The organism is Streptomyces sp. NPDC040432 (genome assembly GCF_055595445.1).
This window is the reverse complement of sequence record NZ_JBVIVP010000008.1, coordinates 152140-174777: the sequence shown is the minus strand read 5'-3', so window position 1 is coordinate 174777 and position 22638 is coordinate 152140. Positions and strand designations below refer to the sequence as shown.

The window sequence follows — 22638 nt, the reverse complement described above, 5'->3', positions numbered from 1 at the left end:
CTCCTGCGGCCACCGTAGGGGCGGGGCCGCGGCCGGTCCTTCCTGCGGTCGGGCCATTGGCGGGACGACATGACGCCGTCGGCGCGGCGCCCTCCTCGGCGGTCGTCCCCGGGTTCGGCCGGTCGGAGGACACCGGCGGCGGTGCTCCCGGGCTGCACTGGAGGAGTGGTGCGGCCCCGCACCACCCGGCCCGCCGGGCCCGATCGCGCGCACGCTCACCCCACCGGGCACGTGTGGCGGAGGGCCCACCGCAGGAGAGGGACGAACACGATGAGCAACCATGGCGACCGGGCGTACGCGACCACCCGTGCCCGGACGGAACCCGACTGGCTCGCCCTGACCGAACTCCGGACCCGCAGCCCGCTGCGCGCCGACGGCTGGCTCTGCTTCTGCGTCTGCCACGCCCTGCACGCACCCCATGCCCCTGCCCTGAACGCGCCCCCCGCCGGTGATCACCTCGCCGACCGGGAGCCCGCCCCCCACACCGCCCCGGCCCTCGCGGCGGCCTCGACCGTCCGCTGAGCCCCGGCCCGCATGAACACCGCGACCGGCCCCGGCCCTACCCCCCGACCCGCGAGAGACACGCGGCCCGTACCCGACCACGTGCCGGTGCTCGTGGCCGGCGGAAGCCTCAGCGGCCTGTCGGCCGCGGTGCTGCTGGCCCACCACGGGGTGGAATGCCTCGTCGTCGAACGCCGTCCCGGCATCGGAAGCCACCCCCGGTCACGAGTCCTCACCGCCCGCTCCGGCGAGGTGCTCCGATCCCTGGGCCTGGAGGCCGCCGTCGACGCCGTGGGCCGCCGCCCCAGCGGCTGGTACCAGGCGGACACCCTCGCCGACAGGACGTACACCCCCCTCGGCCCGCAGGGCGACCCGACCCGGCCCATCAGCCCCGCCGGCAGCCGCCTCTGCGATCAGAACAACCTCGAACCGATCCTGTTGGCCGAAGCCCGCAACCGCGGCGCGCGGGTGCTCTTCGGCTGGGAACTCACCGCGTTCGACCAGGATCCGCAAGGCGTCACCGCCCGGATCCTCGACCGAGCCACCGGCCGGTCGCGTACCGTCCGGTGCGCCTACCTCCTGGGTGCGGACGGCACGCGCAGCCCCGTTCGGGAGGCCCTCGGCATCGAACTGCAAGGCCGCCGCGGTGAACCGCGCTTCCTCAGCACCGTCTTCGCCGCCGACCTCGACCCCGTACTGCACGGCCGCCGCCCCACCGCCGTCGTGTTCTCCGACAGCCAGGTGCTCTTCGCCCGCGGCACACCGCAGGCACCCCTGTGGGAGTACGGCATCCCCGACAGCCCGTTCGCCGAGGGAGCGGCGGACGAGGTGCTCCGCCGGTTCGCCCGGGACCGGATCCGCCTGGTCACCGGCCTGCCCGCCCTCGAACCCGACGTGCGCAGCGTGCTGCGCTGGGGAGCCTCCGCCGTGGTGGCCGAACGGTTCCGCGAGGGCCGGGTCATGCTCCTGGGAGACGCCGCCCACACCATGCCCGTGATCGGTGGCCTCGGCGGCAACACGGGCATCCAGGACGCCCACAACCTCGCCTGGAAGCTCGCCGCCGTCCTGCACGGGCGAGCGGGCGAGCGCCTCCTCGACACCTACGACGTCGAGCGGAGCCGCGTGGCGGCCCACACGCTGTGGCACGTCCTCGCGACCGCCCGCGGACTGCCGGAGGCACTGCACCCGGAAACCCTCCAACTCGGCTACCTGTACCCCGACCCCGCGGGCGGCCCGGACGCCGAACCCTGCGAGGACCCGTTCCACCCCACCGGGCGCCCCGGCAGCCGGGCCCCGCACCTGTGGCTGCGGAACGACACCGGCCGGGTATCGGTACTCGACCTCTTCGGGACGGGATTCACCCTGCTCGCCGGTCCGCTCGGAGCATGCTGGCCGGCCGCCGGGCGACGGGCCGCGACCGGACTCGGCGTCCCGCTCGCCGCGCACCGGATCGGCGGCCCGGACGGCACCCTGCGCGACCCCCGCAGGGCGTTCCCCACCCGGTACGGCATCGGCCCCGGCGGGGCCGTCCTGGTCCGGCCCGACGGGTACGTCGCCCATCGATGGGGAACGGCGCCTGACACCCGGGCGGCCGGCGAGCGAGCCGTGCGCGAAGCCCTGGAGCGGGCCTCCGGCATGTCCGCGGAGCCCGCCGGCGAAGCGGCGACCCCCGCGACGAGCCGGATCGACCGGATCGCCGCGTGATGCCGCGACCGGGTGGGCGTCCCATCGTGTCCTGTACCGACCCGCCCGGTCGGGAGTCGGGCGTGTCCTGAGACCCGAGGGCGGTTTGTCTCATAGGTTCCGAATGTGCGGGTCCGAACGATCGTGCATGCCGTGTGACCACCCGGTGTGCCCGCTGCCTTCCGGCCCGCCACAAGCACGCACGCAAGCAAGTAAGCAAGCACACGAGCCCGCAAGCACGCGAGCACACGAGCCCGCCGGGCCACGAGGGGCCTGCTCGGCCCGATGGGGGAGTTCGCGTCCGATGACTCGGCTGCAGGGCCTGCTCGGCCTTCTCGTGATCTACGGCCTCTGCTACGCCATCTCGCGCCACCGGCGACAGATCAACTGGCGGACGCTCGGCATCGGCGTCGCCCTGCAAGTGGTGATCGCCCTGCTCGTGCTCAAGTGGGAACCCGGCCGCGAAGCACTGCGCTGGTTCGCCGACCTGATCGCGAAGGTGATCGGCTACACGAGCGCGGGAACGGAGTTCCTCTTCGGATCGCTGGCCAAGGGCTCGTCCGTCCCCTTCGCCATCGGCGTGCTGCCCGTCATCATCTTCCTCGGCGCGCTCGTCGGGCTGCTCTACTACGTCGGCGTCATCCAATGGGTCGTGCAGATCGTCGGCGGGTTCATCTCCCGGCTCCTCGGCACCAGCCGGGTCGAGTCGATCTGGGCCACGACGGTGATCTTCCTCGGCCAGTCCGAGGCACCGCTGCTCATCGCACCGTACCTGCGACGGCTCACCCGCTCGGAGCTGTTCACCTGCATGACGGGTGGTTTCGCGTCCGTGGCCGGTTCCACCCTGGTCGGATACTCGCTGCTCGGCGCCCCACTGCCCTACCTGTTGGCGGCGAGCGTCATGAACGCGCCCGCCATGCTGGTCATCGCCAAGGCGATCTACCCGGAGACCGAGCAGGTGGAGCAACAGGGCGACATCCGGGGGGTCCGCGACACGGAATCGGCCAACGTCATCGACGCGCTCGCCCGCGGCGCGCTCAACGGCGGGCGCCTCGCGGTCATCGTGGGCTGCCTGCTCATCGCGTTCGTCGCGCTCATCGCCCTGGCCAACGGCATCCTCGGCGTGGCCGGGAGCTGGTTCGGCATCGACAACCTGACGTTCCAACGGGTACTGGGGTGGATCTTCGCACCGGTCGCATGGCTCATCGGCGTGCCTTGGGACGAAGCCTCCACGGTGGGCAGCCTGCTCGGGCAGAAGACGGTGATCAACGAGTTCGTCGCCTACGCCTCGTTCGGCCCCCAGATCCCCTCCCTCGAACCCAAGACGGTGCTCATCACCACCTTCGCCCTCGCCGGGTTCGCCAACTTCGGATCGATCGCCATCCAGCTCGGCTCCTTCGGCGCGTTGGCTCCGGAGCGGCGGGGCGACGTCGCCCGCCTCGGTCTGCTGGCCCTGCTCGCGGGGACGCTGGCCAACCTCAGCAACGCGGCCATCGTCGGCATCGTGGGCTGACCGTACGGACGCGACGAAGCCCGGCCGTGCCCCGACCACAGCAGGAGTCCGCGACCGTCCGGGGCGGCCGGCCCGCATGTCCGCTCGCCCGTTCCCCGCATTCCTCCGCCCGTTCCTCCGGTCGGTCGTCCCGGCCGGGCGGTTGCGCCTGGTGTGCTGGTGGGGGCGGCAGTGCAGGGTCCCCGCACCCCGCGGGAGGTCACCCGCGCGCCGGCCGGACGGAGGAAGGCCATGGCGGACACGCGACAGCAGACCCGCACCGCGGACATCTGGGAGGAACACGCCGCGCTGTACGCGCACACCCTCGGAGCCGCGTGCGCCGGGCCGGTCGCATCCCTCCTCGATGCCGCCCAAGTGGGCACCGGCACCAGAGTTCTGGACGTCGGAACCGGCCCCGGGACCGTGGCCCGGGCCGCCGCGGACCGCGGGGCCCGGGTGACGGCCGTCGACTCCTCGCCCACCATGGCACGACTCGCCCGCGCGGCGGCCCCCCGGGCCCACACCCTGGTCGCGGCACTGCCCCTGCTCCCGTTCCGGGACGCGACCTTCGACGCGGCCGTCGGCAACTTCGTACTCGGACACGCCGGCCCGACCCCGGCCGTGGCGGCCGAGCTGCGCCGGGTCGTACGACCCGGGGGACGGGTGGCGCTGACCTGCTGGACGGACGTACCGGCTGCCGGGCAGACCGTCCTGGTGCGCGCCCTCCGCGCCGCCGGTGCCCCACGCGTGTCGCCGGACCGACTGCGGCCCCCGGGTGCCGGCCATCCCGGGGACACCGCGGGGATGGCGGAACTGCTGGCGCGGGCGGGGCTGCGCGGGGCGGCCTGCCGGACGTTGGCCTGGGACCACCGGGTGAGCCCGGCCGCCTGGTCGGACGGGCTCACCCGGACGCTGGAGACCGGACTGCTGACCTCGTCGGCGGATCCGACGGCCATCACCCGCATCGTGCGGCAGGCCACCGAACTCAGCCGTCCGTTCCTGACCCCGGACGGCGACCTGCGGTTGCCGCACCTCGCGCTGCTGGCCTACGGGTGGCGCTGACGAGGCCGGTCAGGAGCCCGCGGCGCTGGGTATCGTTCCGGACCGGAACCGGAACCGGACCGGATCGGTTCGGCTCGGTTCGGTTCGGCTCGGCTCGGGTGGGACGGCATCGGATCGTTGAGTCCGTTGCCGTGGAACGAAAGGGGTGGTGGCGGATGAGGATCCTGTTCTTCTCCGACGACGAGGGGGTGGACCTGTCGGGCGACGCGGCGGACCTCGTCGCCCTCGCCGGCGCGCTCGCCGGAGGGAGGGGCGCCCTGGAAACCGCGGCCTCGGACGCACCGGACTTCGGCGGCACCGAATTGGCTTCGGTCGAGGTGCTGGGCGGCGACGGCCCGGGCGTTCGGATCCGGGTCGACGTTGAGCGGGGCGTTCTGCTGATCGAGGGCGACCGGCAGGGCCTGACGGCTCTCGCGGACGAAATCCGGTCGGTCGCGGGGATGGACGACGGCGGGCACCGGCACGTCGAGTACTACCCGGACCACCACTACCTGGCCCCCGATGCACTGCCCGTGGTCGTGAACAGCCCGCACGGGGGCATGCCCATCCGCTGAAGGCCCGACGACGGCGTTCGGCCGGGACGCGTGATCACTCCATCGCCGCGGCCGGATAGGCTCCCGCTCATGGGCGGACCCGTGTTGGTGATCGAGTTGCCGGAGCCGGTCCCGTCGACGGCGATCCAAAGGCTCCGGGAACTCCTTGTCCGGTCCTCATCCCACTTCGAGGAGAAGCGGGTTGGTGGATACGACCTGAACGTTCACGCGGCGAGCCTCGGTGTGGCGGATACGGGGGGCGTCGACGGACGTCGGCCCGTCATGGTCTCGCTCATGGGCCCCGGCATCGGCGACGAGGACATATTCGAGTCCGAGCACGCCGACGAGGGCGACCAGGAAACCCTCATCGGTTTCACACCGACGCACGCCGTCGACGTGATCGCCTGTTGCAACGAGCCGGTCGATCACGTTGTCACGGCCCTGTTGACCGCCGCCGTCATGGACGTGATCGGGGGAGTCGCCAACGTCGAACTCCTGGAGGATCAGATCCCGATCGTGAAAGGCCTTCCGGGCATCGTCGCGATGACGACGGATCCGTGGCCCACCGCTTACGGTTCGGCGGAGTTCCTCCGTGCCTGGGCTCGGCAGCCCGGCTTCCGGCTGCTGAAGTAGTCGCAGGCGGGCCGGTGGGCAGGGGATGGGGCCGGACGCCGTCAGGGCTTGAGGATCAGCCGGATCGGACTGCCCTCCTTGTTGTCCAGTGCCTCGACGGCCCGTGCGGCGTCGGCCAGGGGGAAGACGCCGCTGACCGAGGCGGAGAGGTCCAGGCGCCCCCTGCTCACGAGGCCGACCAGTTCAGCGAGGTCTTCGGGCCGTGACCCGTAGTGGCCGATGACCTGCTGTCCGAACCGGCAGAACCAGGTGCTGTCCTTGACCGTCAGCGGTTGGTCGGTGAGCCCCACCAGCACCAGCCTGCCCTGGTCCGCGAGGCTGCCCAGCGCTTGGTCCCGGGCTACCGGGACACCCGCGAAATCGAAGGCCGTGGTGATGCCCTGCGGGCCGGTGACGGCACGGAGTCCGGCGCCGAAATCGGGGTCGGTGGGGTCCAGGGCGGCGTCCGCCCCGAGCCGCAGGGCCCGTTCGCGGGCCTCGGCGAGCGGGTCCACCGCGATGATCGGGCAGGCCCCGACCAGCCGCAGCAACTGGACCGCGTGGGCTCCGAGTCCTCCGACGCCCCACACGCCCACCGCCTCCGCGGGCCGCACGGCGGCGCGCGAGGTGATGGCCGCCCACGGGGTGGAGACCGCGTCGGGGATGATGCAGGCCTCCTCGAAGGGGATTCCCGGGGGGAGCGGCACCACCGCGTCGGCGGCGGCGAGCGCGTACCGGGCCCAGCCCCCGTCGCAGTTCACCCCCCGGGTGATGAGCACCCCGTCGCGCAGCTCGCCGGCCTGGAGGACGACGTGGTCACCGACACCCACGGCGGTCACGCCCTCTCCGAGGGTGTGCACCACCCCTGCGGTTTCGTGCCCCAGCGTCACCTTGTCGCCGACCAGGGGCGGCGGCTTGAGCACGCCCTGGATGAGGTGCACGTCCGACAGGCAGACCCCGGCAGCCCGGACCTCGACCAGCACCTGTCCCGGACCGGGTACGGGCACGGGTACTTCCTCGACGGCCAGGCCGCCACCTTTGAGGGACAGCCGTGCGGCCGGCATCGTCTCCATGCTCCCGCTCCTTCCGGTTGCGGACGCGCTCGATCCCCCTCCCCTCCAGGTAAGCGCCTCGGGGCACCGGCGCAAATCGACGGAAGGGAAGGGGGAGACGAGGGAGGAGGGCGCGTCGTCCCGTCGACGCACCCCGTGCGCGGGGTCCCACCGGATCATCTCCACCGGGGTCACCCACGACACCGACGCGGTGTTCGATCCGGGGGCCCGTCAGGCCAGGAGGAGCAAGCAGTCCCAGGAGGCGCGTACGGGGCGGGCCGGGAGGTCCGCGTACTGGGCAAGGGCCAGGGCCGCTCCCGCCGCACCCGTCAGGAAGCCGGCGTCCCGGCAGCCGTCGCGGCCCGTCCGACGCTCCTCGGCGAGCAGGCGCACGGTCCGTTCGGCGGCGGTGTCGGCGAGTCCGCCGCAGGGGACCCGCAGAGCGGCCTGGAGCACCCCGGCGGCGCCGTGGCACAGACCGTACCCCCGGGTGTCCCAGGAGTCGGGAGCCCGGTCCGCGAGCGCCCGCAGTGAGGCCCGCCCCGCGTCCGCGTAGCGGGTCCGTCCGACGGCGGTCGCGGCGAGGTCCAGGGCGCGGCCGATGCCCGGAGCCCCGTAACACCAGGCGTCGCGGCGACCGTCCGGGGGGCCGCCGGGTGCCCGGGGCGGCCAGGACGCGCCCGACCGGTGGTCCAGCAGCCAATCGGCGGCGGCCTCGACCGCATCGCGCCGGCCGGGTACGGACACTCCGGCGGCCTCGGCGAGGGAGAGCAGCGCCAGCGGGCCGGCGATGCCATGGGCCATACCGGTGTCGACGACGCGGGCCGCGCCGGCGCCGACACGGGGGTCCGGAGCCCCGGCCGAACGGCCCGGCCGGTTCGACGTTGCGTCGAGGACCATGGCGGTCAGCAGGGTCAGGGCCGCAGTCAGCCCCGGAGCCGCGTCGCCCGCCCAGCCGCCCTCCGACGCGGCGAGCAGCAGCCGGCCGATGCCGCTGAGCCCTCGGACGACGTCGTACACCGGCGCCGGGTACGGCGGCGGTCCTCCTGCCGCGATCGCCTCGGCACGGTCGGACAGCCAACGGGTCCCCTCGCGCACCGCGTCGGTGGGAACCGCGCCCCGGGGCAGGTACGCGCTTCCGACGATCAGGGACGCGGCGAGGCCGCCGCGGCCCCGGAACGCGCCGTCCACGCCGATCGGACCGCAGTGGCGCAGTGCGGCGGCGGCCGACTCCCAGTGCGCGAGGGCGCGCCGAACGCCGGCCGGGTCGACCGCGCTGAGACGTGCATGGAGCAGGGCGGTACCGGCGAGCCCGTCGCCGAGGGTGTGGACGCGCTCGGCGGGCAGGCTCCGGACGATCGGCAGCGGATCGGCCAGAGCGTCCGCGACCTCCCGTACGGTCGTGGCGGCGCTCTCGCGGACGGCGGTCACCCGGTCACGCCCGGTACAGGGCGTCCGAGGCGAGGGAGCGTACGAGGCGCTCCGTCGCGGGGTCCGGGCCGAGCAACCGGTTGACGTGCATGTGGACGACATCGGAGGCGCAGAGTTCCGCGATCTCGTGGGAGGCCCCCGCCGGGGTCGGGCCGGCGGCGGTACGACCGGCGCCGGCCGCCTTGAGCACCGCACCGTAGGCGGCGAGCGCCGAGTCACGGGCGAGCCACGCCGTCCGCAGGGCCGTACCCCCGGCCGTCGGCTCGGGCAGGAGGTCTTGGAAGGGGCCGCGGAGCGCCTCGCGGCGCAGGCGTGCGTCACGGCTCAGCCCGGCCGTCGCGACGGCCCGCGGGGAACCGCCGGCCACCAGTCGGGCCACGGACACGGCACCCGCCGCGGCGAGCAGGATCCGTAGGTCCTCCACGGGGATCGCGGTGCCCCCGGACGCGAGGGCGTCGAGCGCGGCCAGGGCCAGTGCGCTGTCGGCCGCGAACACGGCTTCGGCGGCGGCCAGGCAGGTGGGGCCGCCGTACCGCTCGACCTCCGGAACGTACGGTTCCCACCGGGTCGAGCCGGCCAGCCCGCGGGCTGCCAGCTCCCGCGCCCAGCGTTCCGCCGCCGGCCGCAGGACATCCTCCAGCACCTCGGGGCCGCCGCCGAGACGGACCCTGAGGTGCGGTCCGAAACCGGGGGTCGCGTAGCGGATCCAGAAGCACCGGGCGGCCGCCTGCGGCGGGAGTCCGCCCAGGGTGTCGCCGAGCCGGCGGAGAGCGGCGTCCTGCCGCTCGCCCGGTACCTGGACGGCCAGCGACAGCCACGCGGCCGTCGTACGGTCCGTTTCACGGCCGTCGAGACACCGGGCGCGGGGCGCGCACCGCGGGTCCAGCCGTACGGGGTCGTCGCCGACCGCGACCCGGCGCAGCGGCACCACCACTTCGAGCAGGTGCGCGCCGTCGGGGCCCCGGACGACCGCCGGGTCGGTGGCGGCTCCGAGGGATTCCAGTACCGCCCGTACCCCGTGCCGTGTCCGGGCGCGCAGGATCTCCCGGTCGCGCGGGTCGTCCAGATCCAGCGGCAGCAACCGGTCGGCCTCCTCGACCGTCACGTACCGCGGCGGGCACGGCCGGGTGCCCGTACGCCAGTCGTCCAGCCGGGCGGCGAACTCCGCCGGCCGGTCGACCGCCTCGGTCAGCGTCCCCGGCAGCGTCCAGCGGGCCGGGGCGAGGATCACGTCGCCGTGCCGGACGCGCGGGGTCGCCGGCAGCTCTGCGTACGGCCCCCACGACCAGGTGCGCCAGGGGCGGGTACCGGCCTGCCCGAGCAGCCGCAGCAGCCTGACCGAGGCGGGCAGCAGTTCGGGGGTCAGGCGGTGCGACACGACGGGGACGACGCGGCGGCCGTGCCGCGGCGACCAGAGGACGAGACGGTGCCCGTCGGAGGCGACGTACAGGTCTGCGGGGGTGAGGTCACCGGGCCGGGCCGGGACGCCCACGGCGATGCGCGGTCCGGGGCCGTCGGCGGGAGGCGCGAGAGCCGCGGCCCCCGTTGTCAGGGGTCGGCACACCACGTGGGCGACGAGTGCGCCGACGCCGTTCCCGCCGTTCCCGCCGGCCCGCCGGTCGGGCGGCGGGCCCGGGTCGTCGTCCGTGAGTCCGAGCGCGGCGAACCGGGTCGTCGCGGAGCCCGCCTCCTGGGATCCCGCGCCCGGGCAGACGGCCGACCGCAACGGCCCCGTACCGTCGCGGACGACGCGGACGTGGATCTCCGCCGACCGGGGCGGGGGTTCGGTGCGGGCCGAGGCGAGCCGGTCCACCAGCTCCTCGGTGAGTACGACCTCGTTGTCCGGCCCGGGGTGCGCGGCCAGCCGGGCCAGGACCGCCAGGCGGCCGGGTGGGGACTCGTCGGAGGCGCCGAGCCCGTCGCCGGGCCCCGGCGGGCCCAAGCCCGTCGCGGCGTCCAGCAGGTCGGTCAGGGACACCATGCGGTGGATGCCGAACGCCCCGACGAAGCGCCGGTGGTAGTCCGTCAGCGGAGGCTTCGTGTGGGCCGTCCGCCACAGCACACCGGCGGCTTCGGCGGCCTGCTCGGCCAGCCGACGCGGCAGGACGATCGTGGCATCGGCCCGGGTGTCGGCGGTCAGTGGCCGACCGGGCGGATCCGAGTCCTTCAGCAACTGCTCGGCCCGTTGCAGCAGTTCGAGGCGCCGCCTCCCCCCGGGAGGATGCGCGTCGGCCCGTGCGAGCAGGTCCCGTACCTCGGGCAGCACGGACCAGGCGTCACCGGGACGCGTGAGCGAGGCCATCCGGGCGAGCGTCAGTGACGGCGGCCCGTCGGCGGTCAGGTCGGTCAGGAGAAGACCGGACCGGATCATCTGGAGCAGTAGCTGACGGGCGGTCCGGTCGTGCGCCGGCGCGTGGTCCGCCGTTCCCTCGTCGACCGGCGGGCGGCCCGCTGTCCGATCGTCGACGCCCACGGGGTCCGTCGTCCCTCGGTTCGCCGCTCGCCCGCCCGATGTGCGCTCGGAGGCCGGACCGGTGTGGCCGGCGAGGAGCCCGCGCAGGTGGGCCAGTACGTCGGCGGCAGGTCTGCCGTCCGCGCAGGTGCGCAGCAGCATCCGGGAGACCGGGGTGTCGCGGACGCTGTGCACGCCGACGACCCCTCCGACGGGCGCGTGGTCGACCTCGAACCTGCCGTCGACGGCGCGAACGGTGTTGTCCGTGGTGACGCCGACGCGGTCGAGGACGTCCGGGTCGTCGAGCATCCGGTCCGCGATCCTCGCGAGCCAGAGGCCGCTCGGCGCGGTCACCGCCCGGTGGGCCGTGCCCAGCACCAGCCGTTCGGCGCCGGCCGGTCCGCGGGTGAAGCGCACGGGGGTGATGCCGCTGAAGACCCCGCTGGGCGTGGGACGCGTGCGCGACCGGATCTCGTAGGAGCGCAGCGACCGCTCGCGGCCGGCACTCCCGTCGCTCGTGGCGCCGCCCCTTCGGCCGGCCGGGCCCCGTGTCCCCAGAACGCCCGGGGCCGCCAGGAACACCGCTTCCTCCAGCAACCCCGTGCCGGTTCCGGGCGGCGCGGCGAAGGGCCTCAGGGGAATGCGGGCCTGTGCGCCCGGCCCGGGTTCGAACACTCGTCGTCGCATGTCGTTCGGTGGTCCTGTCCCTGTCCGGCCCCCATCCCTCCAAGTCCCTCCCCGTCCTCCCGTCCTCCCCTCTCCTCCGGTCGCTCCGGGACCGGAGCGCGTGCGTACGGAGCGTGGTCGCGCCGCGCCCCGATTCCCGGAGGCGGCGCGCTACCGGCCGTCCTGCCGACGGTCGGAGCCCGGGTCGGCACAACCCGTGGTCATCCAGTCGGGGATGGACAGGTCGCGGGCACCGGAAGTCGCGGAATCGGCTGCACCGAACCCCGACGTGTCGACACGGGGGTCGAACCGGAATGCCTCGGCCAGGTCGTATGCGTTCATGGGATCTCCTCTCGGCCCGCCGGGGCGGGCGGCTCACTCGATGTTCCTCCGCCACGCTAGGAACGGGAGGAGCGCGACCGTGTCCTCCGTTCGTACGGCGAGCGGGATGAGCCTCGTCGTACGAGTGCGACGGGCGTGCGCGGTGAGGGCCACGAGGAGTACCCGGAATCCACCGGTGTGGACCTGGCCGCCCGGACGGCCATGGCATCGCCGCGGCGGACGGCGGAGATCGAGCGGGCGGGCGAACACCGTACGCCGGCGATCAGCACCCCCGTCGAGCGGCGCGCCGAGCGGTTCACCCCGGGCCAGGAGTACGTCGCGACGGGCGACGAGAATCGCCCGTACACGGGGATCCGCCACCGCGACGGCGGGGCGGCTCGGCTGCGCGGGTGGACCGCGCAGCGCAGAGGCTCCGGACCAGCTCCACGCTACGGAAAGTCAGCCGGCGGGCGGAGAGGACGGTCCTGGCATGCGCGGCTCGGTCGCCCCGCAGCCGTCCGTCCCGGAGGCTCGCTCAGAGCCCCGCTTGCTCCCCGTGGGGCCCGCGGTGCATCTCGCTGCGCCCCTGATCGATGAGTCGTCGCCCTGCCGTGCGAAGCCGGGGGTCCATCAACGCTTTGCCGTCGGCCTCCTGCTTCATGCCGCGAAGCACCTTCACTCCGCTGCGGATCTTGCCCATGGGGTCCTCCCTCGGAACTGATGGTGAGTAGCGGTCCCCGTTTCCCGCGCGACGTGACGTCGGGGACGCGTACGGTGCTGCGACCCGCGATCGGGTAGCAGGGATGAGCAGGGACGCATAGGCGTTATTACCATCACATACTCCGCAAAACGTACACCGGGCAATCGATCCGGATCCGGGGCGTGCCGGCACGGGATTCCTGGGTAGGTCGAGTGGCGATGCGGCGGGGCGTCGAGCGCGGCCCGATGCCCCGCCCGGACGATCATGGAGCCGTGCGGACCCCGTCCGGAGTCCCGACCGAAATCGTAGGAGCGAACGGATGTCGAACGAGCGAGCCGGGCAGTCGGCGAGGGCCGAGGACCTCATCGACGTGTCCCGCCTGGTGACCGCGTACTACGCCCTGCACCCCGATACCGCCGACCCGGCCCAGCGCGTCAGTTTCGGAACGTCGGGTCACCGGGGCTCGTCCCTCGACACGGCCTTCAACGAGGACCACATCGCCGCGACGAGCCAGGCCATCTGCGAATACCGGGCTCACCACGGCGTGGACGGACCGCTGTTCCTCGGCGCCGACACGCACGCGTTGTCCGAACCCGCGAAGGTCACCGCCATCGAGGTGTTCGCCGCCAACGGCGTGAACGTCCTGATCGACGCCGACGACCACTACACGCCCACCCCCGCCGTTTCCCACGCCATCCTGACCCACAACCGCGGCCTTACCGGAGCCCTGGCCGATGGCGTCGTCGTCACGCCCTCCCACAACCCGCCCGGCGACGGCGGGTTCAAGTACAACCCGCCCCACGGCGGGCCCGCCGGCTCCGAGGCGACCGGCTGGATCCAGGAACGAGCCAACGAGATCATCGCCGCCGGTTCCAAGGAAGTACGGAGGATCCCCTACGCACGGGCACTCGCCGCCGCCACGACCGGCCGGTACGACTTCCTCGACGCCTACGTCCGTGACCTCCCTTCCGTGCTGGACCTCGACGCCGTCCGCGCGGCCGGTGTACGCATCGGCGCCGACCCGCTGGGCGGGGCCTCCGTGGCCTACTGGGGGCGCATCGCCGAGGAGCACCGCCTGGACCTGACCGTCATCAACCCGGAGACCGACCCCACCTGGCGCTTCATGACCCTGGACTGGGACGGGAAGATCCGGATGGACTGCTCCTCCCCTTACGCGATGGCCTCGCTGATCGAGGGACGGGACCGCTTCGACATCACGACCGGCAACGACGCGGACGCCGACCGGCACGGCATCGTCACACCGGACGGCGGCCTGATGAACCCCAACCACTTCCTCGCCACCGCGATCGACTACCTCTACCGCCACCGCGAAGGATGGCCGCGCGGAGCGGCCATCGGCAAGACGCTCGTGTCCTCGGGAATGATCGACCGGGTGGCCGCCGACCTCGGCCGCGAACTCGTCGAAGTGCCCGTCGGCTTCAAATGGTTCGTGGACGGACTGGCCGACGGCTCCCTCGGCTTCGGTGGCGAGGAGTCCGCCGGCGCGTCGTTCCTGCGCCGCGACGGCTCGGTATGGACGACCGACAAGGACGGCATCCTCCTCGCCCTGCTCGCCTCGGAAATCCTCGCGGTGACGCAACAGAGCCCCTCCGAGCGGTACGCCGCGCTGACGGCGAGGTTCGGCGAACCCGCGTACGCGCGGATCGACGCGCCCGCCACGCGCGCGGAGAAGGCCGTGCTCGGCCGACTGTCCCCGGACCAGGTCACCGCGGACACGCTGGCCGGCGACCCGGTCACCGCGGTGCTGACGAGCGCTCCGGGCAACGGCGCGGCCTTCGGCGGGATCAAGGTGAGCACCGACCGGGCCTGGTTCGCCGCCCGCCCCTCCGGCACCGAGGACGTGTACAAGATCTACGCGGAGTCGTTCCGCGGACCCGAGCACCTCGCGGAGGTCCAGGAAGAGGCACGCTCCGTGGTGTCGGCGGCGCTGTCCGCCTGACCCCGGCGGTGGTCTCCGGGGCGGCCGGGGCGTCGATGCTCCGGCCGCCCGCCCGAAATGGTGGGACGCGCACCCCATGCCTCCGGCGTCCACCCGGAGGACCAGCAGTCGACCTCGTAGGGAAGCGTCGGAGACGCGATGAAGGACCGGGCGAGCTCCGTCGCCCTGCTCTGGCACACACCCGGCACGCGGCGGGGGACGGCCCGCGCGGCCTTCTGGACACCGGAGCCGTACTTGGCCAGGGTCGTCCTCATGAGTTCCGCGCACGAGGTGGTCCTGCGTCCCTACGATCCCGGCGACGAGCCCGCGGTGTTGCGGTTGTCGGCGGCCGACAGGCTGCCCGGTCAACCGGTACCGAACCCTGCCATGCTCGCAGAGGCCCTTGCGGGCCGTTCGCCGGTGGACGCTGCCTGGTGGGATGCGCTGGAACAGCCGCAGACCTGGGTCGCGCTGGACCGCGACGGCGCGGTGACGGGTGTCGTCTCGTACGCGCTCCGACAGGAGGACGGCACCGGCCTGCTCCTGTGGCTGCACTGCCGCGAGGACGAGCCCCTGGCCGAACGGCTGGTCCGGCACGTCCTGAGGGTGTTCGGGACCCGCCGCGTGGAGGCGTTCCAGTTCGCCTCCGCCCTCTCGCAGGGGCTTGAGGCGCTCCCGACGGTCCACCGCCCCTCCACCGTAAGGGTGTTGGAGCACGCCGGATTCACCGGCGAGCGGTTGTGGCGCTACATGCGCGCCGCTCTCCCCGCCCCGGCGCTGCCCCGTCTGGCCCACGTACGCGTGGGACCGGACCCGGAGGGCCGGCAGGCCCGGAGGCTGGAGGTGGGGGAGCGGGGCTCCGTGTACGCGGAAGCCGTTGTCGGCCTGCCGGTCCAAGGGGCCGCCGTGCTGTGGTGGATCCAGGTGGATGCCGCGGCGCGGGGCCGCGGCCTGGGTCGGGCCATGTTGGGCTCGGCTCTCGACGTGGCGGCCGACCTCGGCGCCACGGAGGTGATCCTGTACGTCGACGACGACGCCGTGCCCGGTGACGAGAGGGACCGCACGGCGGCCAACGCCCTTTACGACACGTCCGGTTTCGTGGAAGTCGACCGGCTGTACTCCTACAGCAGGGCACGCATCGCCTAACGTGTCGTGGCGAGTGATCGGTTCGGATCCCGGCGCGGTGCGGTGTGAGCCGGCCGGGGGCGAGGCCTTCACGCCCCGGGGCCGCAGCTGACCGTGCGCGCCGGCCCGAGTTTCTCCGATCAGCTCCGCCGGGCCAGCGGTTGGCCGGCGAAGCTCACCCCGCCCAGGCCATGGGCCATGAGGTTGCGAATGTTCCCGTGATCGGTGTCGTCCGGCGTCGCCAGCACGCTGCGGTAGTACTCGCCGAACGCCAGCAGTGCCTCCTGGTCGCTCAGTCCCTCCAGCAGGGCCAGCCCCAGCGTTTTGCAGGACCCCTCGTTCGTGCCTGCCGCATTCTCCAGGTCTCCGTTGCGGAACGCCTGCGGCTGGTAGTCGTAGTGCGCGGCGACGAAGGCCAAGGTGTCGGCGAACTCGTGCTCACCCGACGCAAGGCTTGCCCGCAGCGAGTTCAGATCAGTCATGGTGGTTCCCCTGGATCGAACGGACGGACCGAATGCCGTCCGAGACCGCACGACCATACCGCGCCGCGCGCAGCCGCCAGGAGCCGCGCCATACATCCGCACGGACGGTGTTTGCGCAGGTCACCATGTGAGACAGCGCGACCCGGGCACGCGTACCCCGACGTCCCCGTCAGGGTCCCTCCCGCGCCGGCGCCACACGTTCGGTGCCACGACGCGGGCGTACCGGGATACCGGGATGCGCTCGGCCGGCATGTCCGATATCAGCCGCATGGACGGCCGATCGGTCCCTGGTTCCCGGTGGCCCGCGCAGGACAATCGTCGTATGCCCCTCTCGAACCTCACGCTGCCCGTCGCCCTCAGCGCCGTCATGGCCCTGGTTCCCCTGGCGCACCGGGCGACCGCCGCGGACACCGCCGCCCCTGCCACGTCTCCGGTCGGCGCCTGCAAGGGTTACCGGACCTGCTACGTGGACGTCTCCGTCGCCCAGATCTGGGAGAGCCCCGAGAAGGTGCGGACGGTCGACGCGAAGGCGCTCACCAATCCGGTCGACATCAGGGGCTGGTTCGCCGCTATGGCCCACGACATCGATCTGCGCCGAGACGTTCCGGGTGAGACGCAGGCCCTGTACGGAGGCCGGGTCACCGTGGTGGACACGATGACGAAGGACGGCGTGCTCTGGGACAAGGTGGTGGTCCACGGTCAGCCCACGCCGCGGAACACGGCCGGCTACCCGGGCTGGCTGCCCGACCGGCAGCTGACGAAGGTGCGCAAGAAGGCCCCGTCCGGCACGACCCTGGAGCGCGTCACCAGCTCGACGGCCCGCGGCTACGCCTCCCGTCCGGCGCTCGCGGAGGGGACGCCGTCCAAGGGGGGCACCGAGTACTCGTTCAACACCGAGTTCGCCGTGAAGCCCGTCGCCGGCGCTCCGTTCATCGTGGAGGCCCGGGCCAACAACGGAACCCCGATCTACTTCCGGCGCGACGACCTCGCGAAGGTGCCGGCATCGGGGGTGACCGGCGACGCCGTGGTCGCCGAAGCGCGCAAGTTCCTGGGTCTGGAGTACCTGTGGTCCGGCACGGCCGGCTTCGGGTACGACTGCTCCGGCCTGACGAGTCAGGTGTACTCCGCCCTCGGGATCACCATCCCTCGGGACAGCCAGCCGCAGTTCGACGCGGGCGGCGGTGCCGCGCCGGCCGGATCGGCCGAGGGCGAGCGGATCACCTCCACCAGCGACCTCCGGCCCGGTGACATCGTGGGCTTCGGTACCGGCGCCTCGAACGTCACCCACGTGGGCATCTACGTGGGCAGGAACGACAAGGGCGAACCAATGATGATCAACTCGCCCAGGACCGGGGAGAGCGTCAGGGAGGAGCCCCTGGCGAACCGCCCGTTCGTGGGCGCGACCCGCTTCATCGGCCCCTGACGCCGCGCCCTCGTGGCGGCCGGGCCGGGGGGCCGCCGCCACGGGTGGGGTTCACGTCGCCACGGGCCGACTTCGCCCACCGTCGGGGTCGGCCGGCGCCGACTCGTCGTCCTCACAGTAAGGACACCAGGGTGCGAGGCGGTTGTGCGTCCGGGTCATCCACTGGGTGGTGGCGGTGAGGCCCAGCCCGAGACCGAGGAAGACACTCGCCAGGTTCTCCGCGTCCTCCATACCGACCGACTCGTACAGCGGTCGGCAGCCCAGGACGAGGAGGACGAACTGCGCCGTCGAACCCAGCAGGAACATCGGGAGCGGGCACACGACGGTGTGGAAAGCCCTGAGGGCCCAGCGCGCACCCACGTTCTCCCGGGCCGATTCCCCCGGGTTGAGCGGCATCGCCTTGACGCACTCCAGGCAGGGCGGCCCCCACCGGTGCCGGACCTGCATCACGGTGGAGGCTGCCATCAGTGCCCCGCCGATCACCGAGGCGATCAGGCCGACCGTCGTCCGGTACGTGACCATGAGCACCACCGCGGTGACGGCGGCGGGCACGAACCACATGTCCCCGTAGTGACGGTGCCGCACTTCGCGGGCCGGGACGCGCCAGTGCGTCATCCGTGGATCTCCTCTGTGGTTCTGCGGGATGCCGAGGTGGCCGGGGCGGACGCGTGACCGGCCGTGCGCGGTACGAGGGACACCATGAGGTCGGTGCCCAACGCCTCCGCGACCCTGCGCAGGACGTCGAGGCTCGGCAGGCTCCTGGCGGCTTCCAGCCGGGAGACGTGCGGCTGCCTCATACCGGCCGCCTCCGCCAACTGCTTTTGTGACCAGCCGAGTTCCGTTCGACGATCGAATACCGCCTGGGCGATCCGGTAGGCGAGATCGCGATCGTCGAGTTCGTCGGACTCCTGATGCTGTTTGCTTGGCATACCACCAAAGGTATGTATACCTTGAGTCCGACACAAGAGCGGGCGGTGCGCGCAAGGTTCACACCTTGCGTCGACGCCCTGCTGCAAGCGTTCCGACCGGGGGGAAGAGACGAATGCTCAAGTTCGCTGCGCGGTACCCGAATGTGATCGCCCTGTTCACCGCCTTGGCCGGTGGGCTCACGCTCGTCGGGGCGGAGGCCCAGGGGGATGTCCGCCCGCTGTGGTGGACCATCTGGGCGGTATCGGTGGTCATCATCCTTCTCATGGGAGCGGTCGGCGTAGCGATGACCCGCGGCTGGTGGAAGCCCGGCCCGCGGACTCCCGTCTCGGTGTCCGGAGGCCGGGCGAACGGTGGGGGTGACGCCGGATGAACATCGATCTGCTCGTCATCCACACGACCCGCTTGGAGGAGTGCCGTGCCTTCTACGCCGGCCTCGGCCTCGATCCCGTACCGGAGAAACACGGAAACGGCGTCGAGCACTACGCCATGACCCTCGCCGACGGAACCGTCCTGGAGCTGTATCCGGCCACCCGCCGGCCGGAGACCGGCTACCTGCGCCTCGGGCTGACGGCTCCGGCGAACGGCGAGGCCGGCAGGCACACCCTGACCGACCCTGATGGTCGCACGGTTGTCCTGACGGTGCCTCAGGCGAACTGAGGGAGAACACCGATCGACTGTGGGGGGGGTGGAGGTCCACTCCACCCCCACCGGATGATCGGTATCGTGCCACGTGCCGCTTCGGACGCACTGCATTGGCATACCAGCAGCAGGGCCTCGCCGCGGGGGAGGTGTCGCGCTCCCGGGCGGGGGCTCACCGCCTTGTCGGCCGACGCGGCCTCCGGGTGCGCTTCTCGTACGCCTCCCGGATCCCGCCGACCAGCCCCAGGATCATCGCCGTACCCACCGCCACCGCGGCTGCGGTACGCATTCCCCGGCCGTGGACGTCCCCGGCGGCCCGTGGGGAGACCTTTCCCTGCGGGTCGTGCACGACGGCCAGGGAATCGCCGACCTTCGCGAGCCGCGAGGGGGTGTTCAGGAATTCCGGGCCACCCTCGGGGCAGTCGAGGCGGTGGTCGTAAGACGTCCGGGTGGTATGGGTCCAGTGGCCCTCGGCATCCATCGAGGCGTCCGTATCGGTGCGTTCGGTGACCTTCAGAACGACGCAGCTGATCTCGACGCCCCGGTCCTCCAGCGTGCTGTGCCCCACGGACGCGAGCGCCAGGACGGCGCCGAGAGCGGCGGGCAGGGCGGACGACGCGATGAGCGGGGCTCCGCGCCGCGCCGCGAGGGCGGCGTGCCGGGCGAGCAGGGCCAGCGGGAGCAGCAACCCGCCGAGGAAGAACCACCAGGTGCCCAGGGACCCGTACGCGGACTGCCGGGCCACCGCGAACGCCAGGGCCGCGGTCAGCGGTGGCGCGGCCAGCGCCACCACGGTCCGCCGGAGCCCGCGTACCCATCCCCCTTGCCAACCGGCCATGCCCACCCCCGTGACTCGTACCTGCGCACTCCAGGTAACCGCGACGGCACGGACACGTAAAGAGCGCCCTGCGACCAGGGGCGCCCTTCGCGCGGCAGCATCGAGAGCGTCACGCCGCAAGCCGTTCGCCGTGCCTTTCAGGCGGGCCAGTCGACCATTCCGCCCGCGACCTGAAGGGCATCCGGAACATCGCTCTCGTGGAACCTGAGGAAACCGACGCGGACCGCGCCGTCTTCGCGCAGGTGTGTCGTCCGGGCCCGCGCTGCCAGCCAGCAGAGCAGCTCCCCGACCTCATCGAACTGGTCCGGGTGTATCTCCTGTCGGGACGTCAGCGACCAGCCCTTGCGGGGCTGGTCGTCGCGACCGGCCAGTGCCGAGACGAGCACACCACCCACGCGTGACGCCGGGCCCTGTTCGGCCAGCAGTGGGTGGGGATCGTTCTCGATCACCGGAGCACCCGAATCGTCCTCCACCACGACCGGGAAGTCGGTGATGATGGACAGGCTCTCGGGCCGCGGCCCGGCCCCCAGGTGCCAGCGCAGCTCGGCCAGCTCGGCCTCGGAGATCTCGTCCCGAAGGTCGACGGAGACCATCAGTTCATGGAGGTCGCTCACCCGACCAACACTACGGTCGACCACTGACAACGAGGGCGGAGCCGACGGTTCGTCCGGCGCCGGGAGCAGCCGGTCGGTCACGGTCTGCGAGGCCGACACGGTGTTCCCGAAGGCCCCGGCTAACCGAACCGTACGGGCAGGTACTTGATGCCGTTGATGAAGTCGGAGCGGAGCCGACGAACCTCTCCCGTCACGGCGAAGTCCGGATGACGGGCGAGGAGTTCACGTATCAATGCCTTGATCTGGGTACGGGCCAGGCCGGCGCCCAGGCAGAAGTGCGGTCCTCCGCCGCCGAAGGCCAGGTGCTCGTTGGGGGTACGGCGGACGTCGAAGGTGAAGGGGTCGGCGAACACCTCCTCGTCACGGTTGGCGGAGGTGTAGAACGTGACCACCTTCTGGCCCGCCGAGATCGACCGCCCGCGCAGGACGGTGTCGCGGGTGGCGGTGCGGCGGAAGTTGTGGATCGAGCCGCCCCAGCGCAGGAACTCCTCGGTCGCGGAGGTCCACAACGCCTCGTCGTGCGGGGCGGCCGCCAGCTCGGCTCGGGCGGCGGGGTGTTCGGCCAGGGCCAGCACCGTGTGGGAGAGGAGGTTGCGGGTGGTCTCGTTCCCGGCGACGCAGAGCAGCACGAAGAACATGTTGATCTCGTGCTGGGCGAGTCGGTCCCCGTCGACCTCGGCGTGGACCAGCGTGGAGAGGATGTCGTCCTGCGGGCGGGCACGACGATCGGCGGCCAACGCGTCGCAGTACGAGTAGATCTCGGCCGCCGCGAGGTCGCTGTCGTGCCGGCCGGCGGACAACTCGGGGTCCTGGCCGCCGGCCATCCGGTTGCTCCATTCGAAGATCAGCTGTTCGTCCTCGGAGGGCACGCCGACCATCTCGCAGATCGTCTGGATCGGCAGCCGGGCGGCCACCGCGGGGACGAAGTCCATCTCGCGACCCGGGACGACGGCCTCCTCCACCAGGCGGGCGGCCCGCTCGCCGATCCTTGCCGCGAGGCGACGTACCACTCGGGGGGTGAAACCCGCGCTGACCAGGGCGCGGTAGCGGGAGTGGCGCGGGGCGTCCATGCCGAGCAGGACCAGGCGCAGGCTCTCCAGTGACTCGGGGCTCTGGTCGCGGACCATGAACGAGCCGAGTTCGGTGGACCAGAGCTCGGGGTCGCGACTGACGGCCTTGACGTCGGCGTGCCGGGTGACGGCCCAGAAGCCCTGGTGGCTGCCGGGGCCCGGGATCTCGTGCCAGTGGACCGGGTCCTCGCGGCGCAGCCTGGCGAACTGTTCGTGCGGGACTCCGGCGGCCCAGGTGTCTTCGAGGAGGTCCACTTCGCCGGTGGGTATCACGCGTCCACGTCCCTTCGGGAGGTTGCGGGATTTGCGGGGCTTCGGCGTTCGGGGACGCCGGGAGCCGGGTCGGGCGTCGCGAGCAGGACACCCAGGGCGTCCACGACGAGCGAGTCGGGGACCGCGTGGGGATCCAGGCGGTGCTGCATGGCCAGGCCGAGCAGGAGCCCGAGGACCAGGGCGCCCGCCTCCTGGGGTGGCCGGGCCGGCGGGGTTCCCGTGGCCTCGGCCCGCTGCGTGTGCGCCTCGCCGAGCCGGGCGCGGACTTCGGCGTAGCGGTCGGCGATCCTGGTCCCGACGAGGGGGCCGCGGGCGCCGTGCAACCACAGTTCGGCTTCGAGGAGAAGCCAGGAGTCGCCGCGCTCGGGGTGCGGGCGGGTGAGGCTGCCCCACATTGCGGCGTGGCGTACGGCGGGGTCCTCGGGGGCGGCGTCGGCAGCGATCTGCGCGCTGAGCTCCTGCGCGGTGTTCTCCTTCCACACTTCCAGCAGCGCCAGGAGCAGGCCCTCCTTGCCGCCGAAGTGGCTGTAGAGGGCGCCGGTGGTCCGCCCGGCTGCCTCGGCGACGGCCTCCGCCGAGACGGCGTGGTAGCCGTGGCGGGCGAAGAGTCCGGCCGCCGCGTCGATGAGCCGCCCCCGGGTCTCGGCCTTCCGCCGCTCCTGCCGACCCGGCTCCGCGCCCGGCGGCGTACCCGACGGTGCACAGGTGCCGGACGGTGCGTCGGGTGACCGGGGTGCTGAGGGATCGGCTGCGTGGCGGCGCGGGGTCATGGCGGCTCCCGGACTTATATCGGAGTTCCG

At 72.8% G+C, this 22638-nt stretch carries 23 protein-coding genes; 11 read left to right on the top strand and 12 right to left on the bottom strand.

From position 1 onward, the window contains the following. Positions 1-270 precede the first annotated feature (270 nt). The 6 genes from ACZ58N_RS19575 (at position 271) to ACZ58N_RS19550 (ending at position 5904) form a co-directional block, all read left to right on the top strand. Complete coding sequence (locus tag ACZ58N_RS19575; protein ID WP_471161212.1) at positions 271-522, top strand: hypothetical protein; 252 nt, start codon at positions 271-273, stop codon at positions 520-522. 87 nt (positions 523-609) lie between these two features. Then, positions 610-2205, top strand: a complete 1596-nt coding sequence (locus tag ACZ58N_RS19570) for an FAD-dependent monooxygenase (protein WP_471161210.1) — start codon at positions 610-612, stop codon at positions 2203-2205. A gap of 283 nt (positions 2206-2488) precedes the next feature. After that, positions 2489-3697, top strand: a complete 1209-nt coding sequence (locus ACZ58N_RS19565; protein WP_471161207.1) for a NupC/NupG family nucleoside CNT transporter — start codon at positions 2489-2491, stop codon at positions 3695-3697. Positions 3698-3928: 231 nt separating this feature from the next. Further along, the gene (locus ACZ58N_RS19560; protein WP_471161205.1) at positions 3929-4738 is read left to right on the top strand and encodes a class I SAM-dependent methyltransferase; all 810 of its coding nucleotides are present in this window, start codon (positions 3929-3931) and stop codon (positions 4736-4738) included. A 155-nt stretch (positions 4739-4893) separates the two neighbouring features. After that, positions 4894-5292: an Imm32 family immunity protein gene (locus tag ACZ58N_RS19555; RefSeq protein WP_471161202.1), complete on the top strand. Its 399-nt coding sequence runs from the start codon at positions 4894-4896 to the stop codon at positions 5290-5292. Positions 5293-5361: 69 nt separating this feature from the next. After that, positions 5362-5904, top strand: coding sequence for a DUF6368 family protein (locus tag ACZ58N_RS19550; protein ID WP_471161200.1), 543 nt, complete (start codon positions 5362-5364; stop codon positions 5902-5904). 41 nt (positions 5905-5945) lie between these two features. On the opposite strand, the gene ACZ58N_RS19545 is transcribed toward ACZ58N_RS19550, so the two are convergent. From ACZ58N_RS19545 to ACZ58N_RS19525, 5 genes are all read right to left on the bottom strand, one after another. After that, entirely contained in the window at positions 5946-6956 is a 1011-nt protein-coding gene (locus tag ACZ58N_RS19545) for a zinc-binding dehydrogenase (RefSeq protein WP_471161197.1), read from the bottom strand. A gap of 210 nt (positions 6957-7166) precedes the next feature. Then, complete coding sequence (locus ACZ58N_RS19540; RefSeq protein ID WP_471161195.1) at positions 7167-8366, bottom strand: lanthionine synthetase LanC family protein; 1200 nt, start codon at positions 8364-8366, stop codon at positions 7167-7169. Between the two features lie 4 nt (positions 8367-8370). Further along, positions 8371-11505: a lantibiotic dehydratase gene (locus tag ACZ58N_RS19535; protein WP_471161192.1), complete on the bottom strand. Its 3135-nt coding sequence runs from the start codon at positions 11503-11505 to the stop codon at positions 8371-8373. Between the two features lie 150 nt (positions 11506-11655). Further along, positions 11656-11826 (bottom strand): hypothetical protein, encoded by a 171-nt coding sequence (locus ACZ58N_RS19530; protein WP_471161190.1) that lies wholly within the window; start codon positions 11824-11826, stop codon positions 11656-11658. A gap of 514 nt (positions 11827-12340) precedes the next feature. Then, positions 12341-12505, bottom strand: coding sequence for a hypothetical protein (locus tag ACZ58N_RS19525; protein WP_471161188.1), 165 nt, complete (start codon positions 12503-12505; stop codon positions 12341-12343). A gap of 319 nt (positions 12506-12824) precedes the next feature. On the opposite strand from ACZ58N_RS19525, the gene pgm reads away from it, so the two are divergent. After that, on the top strand, positions 12825-14465 hold the full coding sequence (pgm, locus tag ACZ58N_RS19520) for a phosphoglucomutase (alpha-D-glucose-1,6-bisphosphate-dependent) (protein ID WP_471161185.1): 1641 nt from the start codon (positions 12825-12827) through the stop codon (positions 14463-14465). 252 nt (positions 14466-14717) lie between these two features. Next, positions 14718-15590: a GNAT family N-acetyltransferase gene (locus ACZ58N_RS19515; RefSeq protein WP_471161182.1), complete on the top strand. Its 873-nt coding sequence runs from the start codon at positions 14718-14720 to the stop codon at positions 15588-15590. A 119-nt stretch (positions 15591-15709) separates the two neighbouring features. Here ACZ58N_RS19515 and ACZ58N_RS19510 read toward each other — a convergent pair whose 3' ends face one another. Next, positions 15710-16051: a HopJ type III effector protein gene (locus tag ACZ58N_RS19510; protein ID WP_471161180.1), complete on the bottom strand. Its 342-nt coding sequence runs from the start codon at positions 16049-16051 to the stop codon at positions 15710-15712. 322 nt (positions 16052-16373) lie between these two features. Here ACZ58N_RS19510 and ACZ58N_RS19505 point away from each other — a divergent pair, with 322 nt between their 5' ends. Beyond that, the gene (locus tag ACZ58N_RS19505; protein WP_471161177.1) at positions 16374-17474 is read left to right on the top strand and encodes a C40 family peptidase; all 1101 of its coding nucleotides are present in this window, start codon (positions 16374-16376) and stop codon (positions 17472-17474) included. A 51-nt stretch (positions 17475-17525) separates the two neighbouring features. Here ACZ58N_RS19505 and ACZ58N_RS19500 read toward each other — a convergent pair whose 3' ends face one another. Both ACZ58N_RS19500 and ACZ58N_RS19495 read right to left on the bottom strand, forming a co-directional pair. Continuing rightward, positions 17526-18089 carry a hypothetical protein gene (locus ACZ58N_RS19500; protein ID WP_471161175.1) on the bottom strand — a complete coding sequence of 188 codons (564 nt, stop codon included), beginning with the start codon at positions 18087-18089 and terminating at the stop codon, positions 17526-17528. Then, entirely contained in the window at positions 18086-18403 is a 318-nt protein-coding gene (locus ACZ58N_RS19495) for a helix-turn-helix transcriptional regulator (RefSeq protein ID WP_471161173.1), read from the bottom strand. Before ACZ58N_RS19495 ends, ACZ58N_RS19500 begins: the two co-directional genes overlap by 4 nt. Before the next feature lie 113 nt (positions 18404-18516). Here ACZ58N_RS19495 and ACZ58N_RS19490 point away from each other — a divergent pair, with 113 nt between their 5' ends. After that, positions 18517-18774 carry a hypothetical protein gene (locus tag ACZ58N_RS19490; protein WP_471161170.1) on the top strand — a complete coding sequence of 86 codons (258 nt, stop codon included), beginning with the start codon at positions 18517-18519 and terminating at the stop codon, positions 18772-18774. After that, positions 18771-19061, top strand: coding sequence for a VOC family protein (locus ACZ58N_RS19485; protein WP_471161168.1), 291 nt, complete (start codon positions 18771-18773; stop codon positions 19059-19061). Before ACZ58N_RS19490 ends, ACZ58N_RS19485 begins: the two co-directional genes overlap by 4 nt. Before the next feature lie 154 nt (positions 19062-19215). Here the strand turns inward: ACZ58N_RS19485 and ACZ58N_RS19480 are convergent, their stop codons facing one another. The 4 genes from ACZ58N_RS19480 to ACZ58N_RS19465 all read right to left on the bottom strand — a co-directional run bounded on the left by ACZ58N_RS19480 (position 19216) and on the right by ACZ58N_RS19465 (position 22608). After that, on the bottom strand, positions 19216-19881 hold the full coding sequence (locus ACZ58N_RS19480; RefSeq protein WP_471161165.1) for a hypothetical protein: 666 nt from the start codon (positions 19879-19881) through the stop codon (positions 19216-19218). Positions 19882-20018: 137 nt separating this feature from the next. Beyond that, the gene (locus ACZ58N_RS19475) at positions 20019-20495 is read right to left on the bottom strand and encodes a hypothetical protein (RefSeq protein WP_471161163.1); all 477 of its coding nucleotides are present in this window, start codon (positions 20493-20495) and stop codon (positions 20019-20021) included. Positions 20496-20614: 119 nt separating this feature from the next. Beyond that, complete coding sequence (locus ACZ58N_RS19470) at positions 20615-21838, bottom strand: cytochrome P450 (protein ID WP_471161160.1); 1224 nt, start codon at positions 21836-21838, stop codon at positions 20615-20617. Next, positions 21835-22608, bottom strand: a complete 774-nt coding sequence (locus ACZ58N_RS19465) for a TetR/AcrR family transcriptional regulator (protein ID WP_471161157.1) — start codon at positions 22606-22608, stop codon at positions 21835-21837. Before ACZ58N_RS19465 ends, ACZ58N_RS19470 begins: the two co-directional genes overlap by 4 nt. Between the last annotated feature and the right edge of the window lie 30 nt (positions 22609-22638).

Coding starts and splice junctions, on each gene's coding strand:
- ACZ58N_RS19575 (WP_471161212.1), top strand. CDS start 271: ATGAGCAACCATGGCGACCGGGCGTACGCGACCACCCGTGCCCGGACG.
- ACZ58N_RS19565 (WP_471161207.1), top strand. CDS start 2,489: ATGACTCGGCTGCAGGGCCTGCTCGGCCTTCTCGTGATCTACGGCCTC.
- ACZ58N_RS19560 (WP_471161205.1), top strand. CDS start 3,929: ATGGCGGACACGCGACAGCAGACCCGCACCGCGGACATCTGGGAGGAA.
- ACZ58N_RS19555 (WP_471161202.1), top strand. CDS start 4,894: ATGAGGATCCTGTTCTTCTCCGACGACGAGGGGGTGGACCTGTCGGGC.
- ACZ58N_RS19550 (WP_471161200.1), top strand. CDS start 5,362: ATGGGCGGACCCGTGTTGGTGATCGAGTTGCCGGAGCCGGTCCCGTCG.
- ACZ58N_RS19545 (WP_471161197.1), bottom strand. CDS start 6,956: ATGGAGACGATGCCGGCCGCACGGCTGTCCCTCAAAGGTGGCGGCCTG.
- ACZ58N_RS19535 (WP_471161192.1), bottom strand. CDS start 11,505: ATGCGACGACGAGTGTTCGAACCCGGGCCGGGCGCACAGGCCCGCATT.
- ACZ58N_RS19530 (WP_471161190.1), bottom strand. CDS start 11,826: ATGAACGCATACGACCTGGCCGAGGCATTCCGGTTCGACCCCCGTGTC.
- ACZ58N_RS19525 (WP_471161188.1), bottom strand. CDS start 12,505: ATGGGCAAGATCCGCAGCGGAGTGAAGGTGCTTCGCGGCATGAAGCAG.
- pgm (WP_471161185.1), top strand. CDS start 12,825: ATGTCGAACGAGCGAGCCGGGCAGTCGGCGAGGGCCGAGGACCTCATC.
- ACZ58N_RS19515 (WP_471161182.1), top strand. CDS start 14,718: ATGAGTTCCGCGCACGAGGTGGTCCTGCGTCCCTACGATCCCGGCGAC.
- ACZ58N_RS19510 (WP_471161180.1), bottom strand. CDS start 16,051: ATGACTGATCTGAACTCGCTGCGGGCAAGCCTTGCGTCGGGTGAGCAC.
- ACZ58N_RS19505 (WP_471161177.1), top strand. CDS start 16,374: ATGCCCCTCTCGAACCTCACGCTGCCCGTCGCCCTCAGCGCCGTCATG.
- ACZ58N_RS19500 (WP_471161175.1), bottom strand. CDS start 18,089: ATGACGCACTGGCGCGTCCCGGCCCGCGAAGTGCGGCACCGTCACTAC.
- ACZ58N_RS19495 (WP_471161173.1), bottom strand. CDS start 18,403: ATGCCAAGCAAACAGCATCAGGAGTCCGACGAACTCGACGATCGCGAT.
- ACZ58N_RS19490 (WP_471161170.1), top strand. CDS start 18,517: ATGCTCAAGTTCGCTGCGCGGTACCCGAATGTGATCGCCCTGTTCACC.
- ACZ58N_RS19485 (WP_471161168.1), top strand. CDS start 18,771: ATGAACATCGATCTGCTCGTCATCCACACGACCCGCTTGGAGGAGTGC.
- ACZ58N_RS19480 (WP_471161165.1), bottom strand. CDS start 19,881: ATGGCCGGTTGGCAAGGGGGATGGGTACGCGGGCTCCGGCGGACCGTG.
- ACZ58N_RS19465 (WP_471161157.1), bottom strand. CDS start 22,608: ATGACCCCGCGCCGCCACGCAGCCGATCCCTCAGCACCCCGGTCACCC.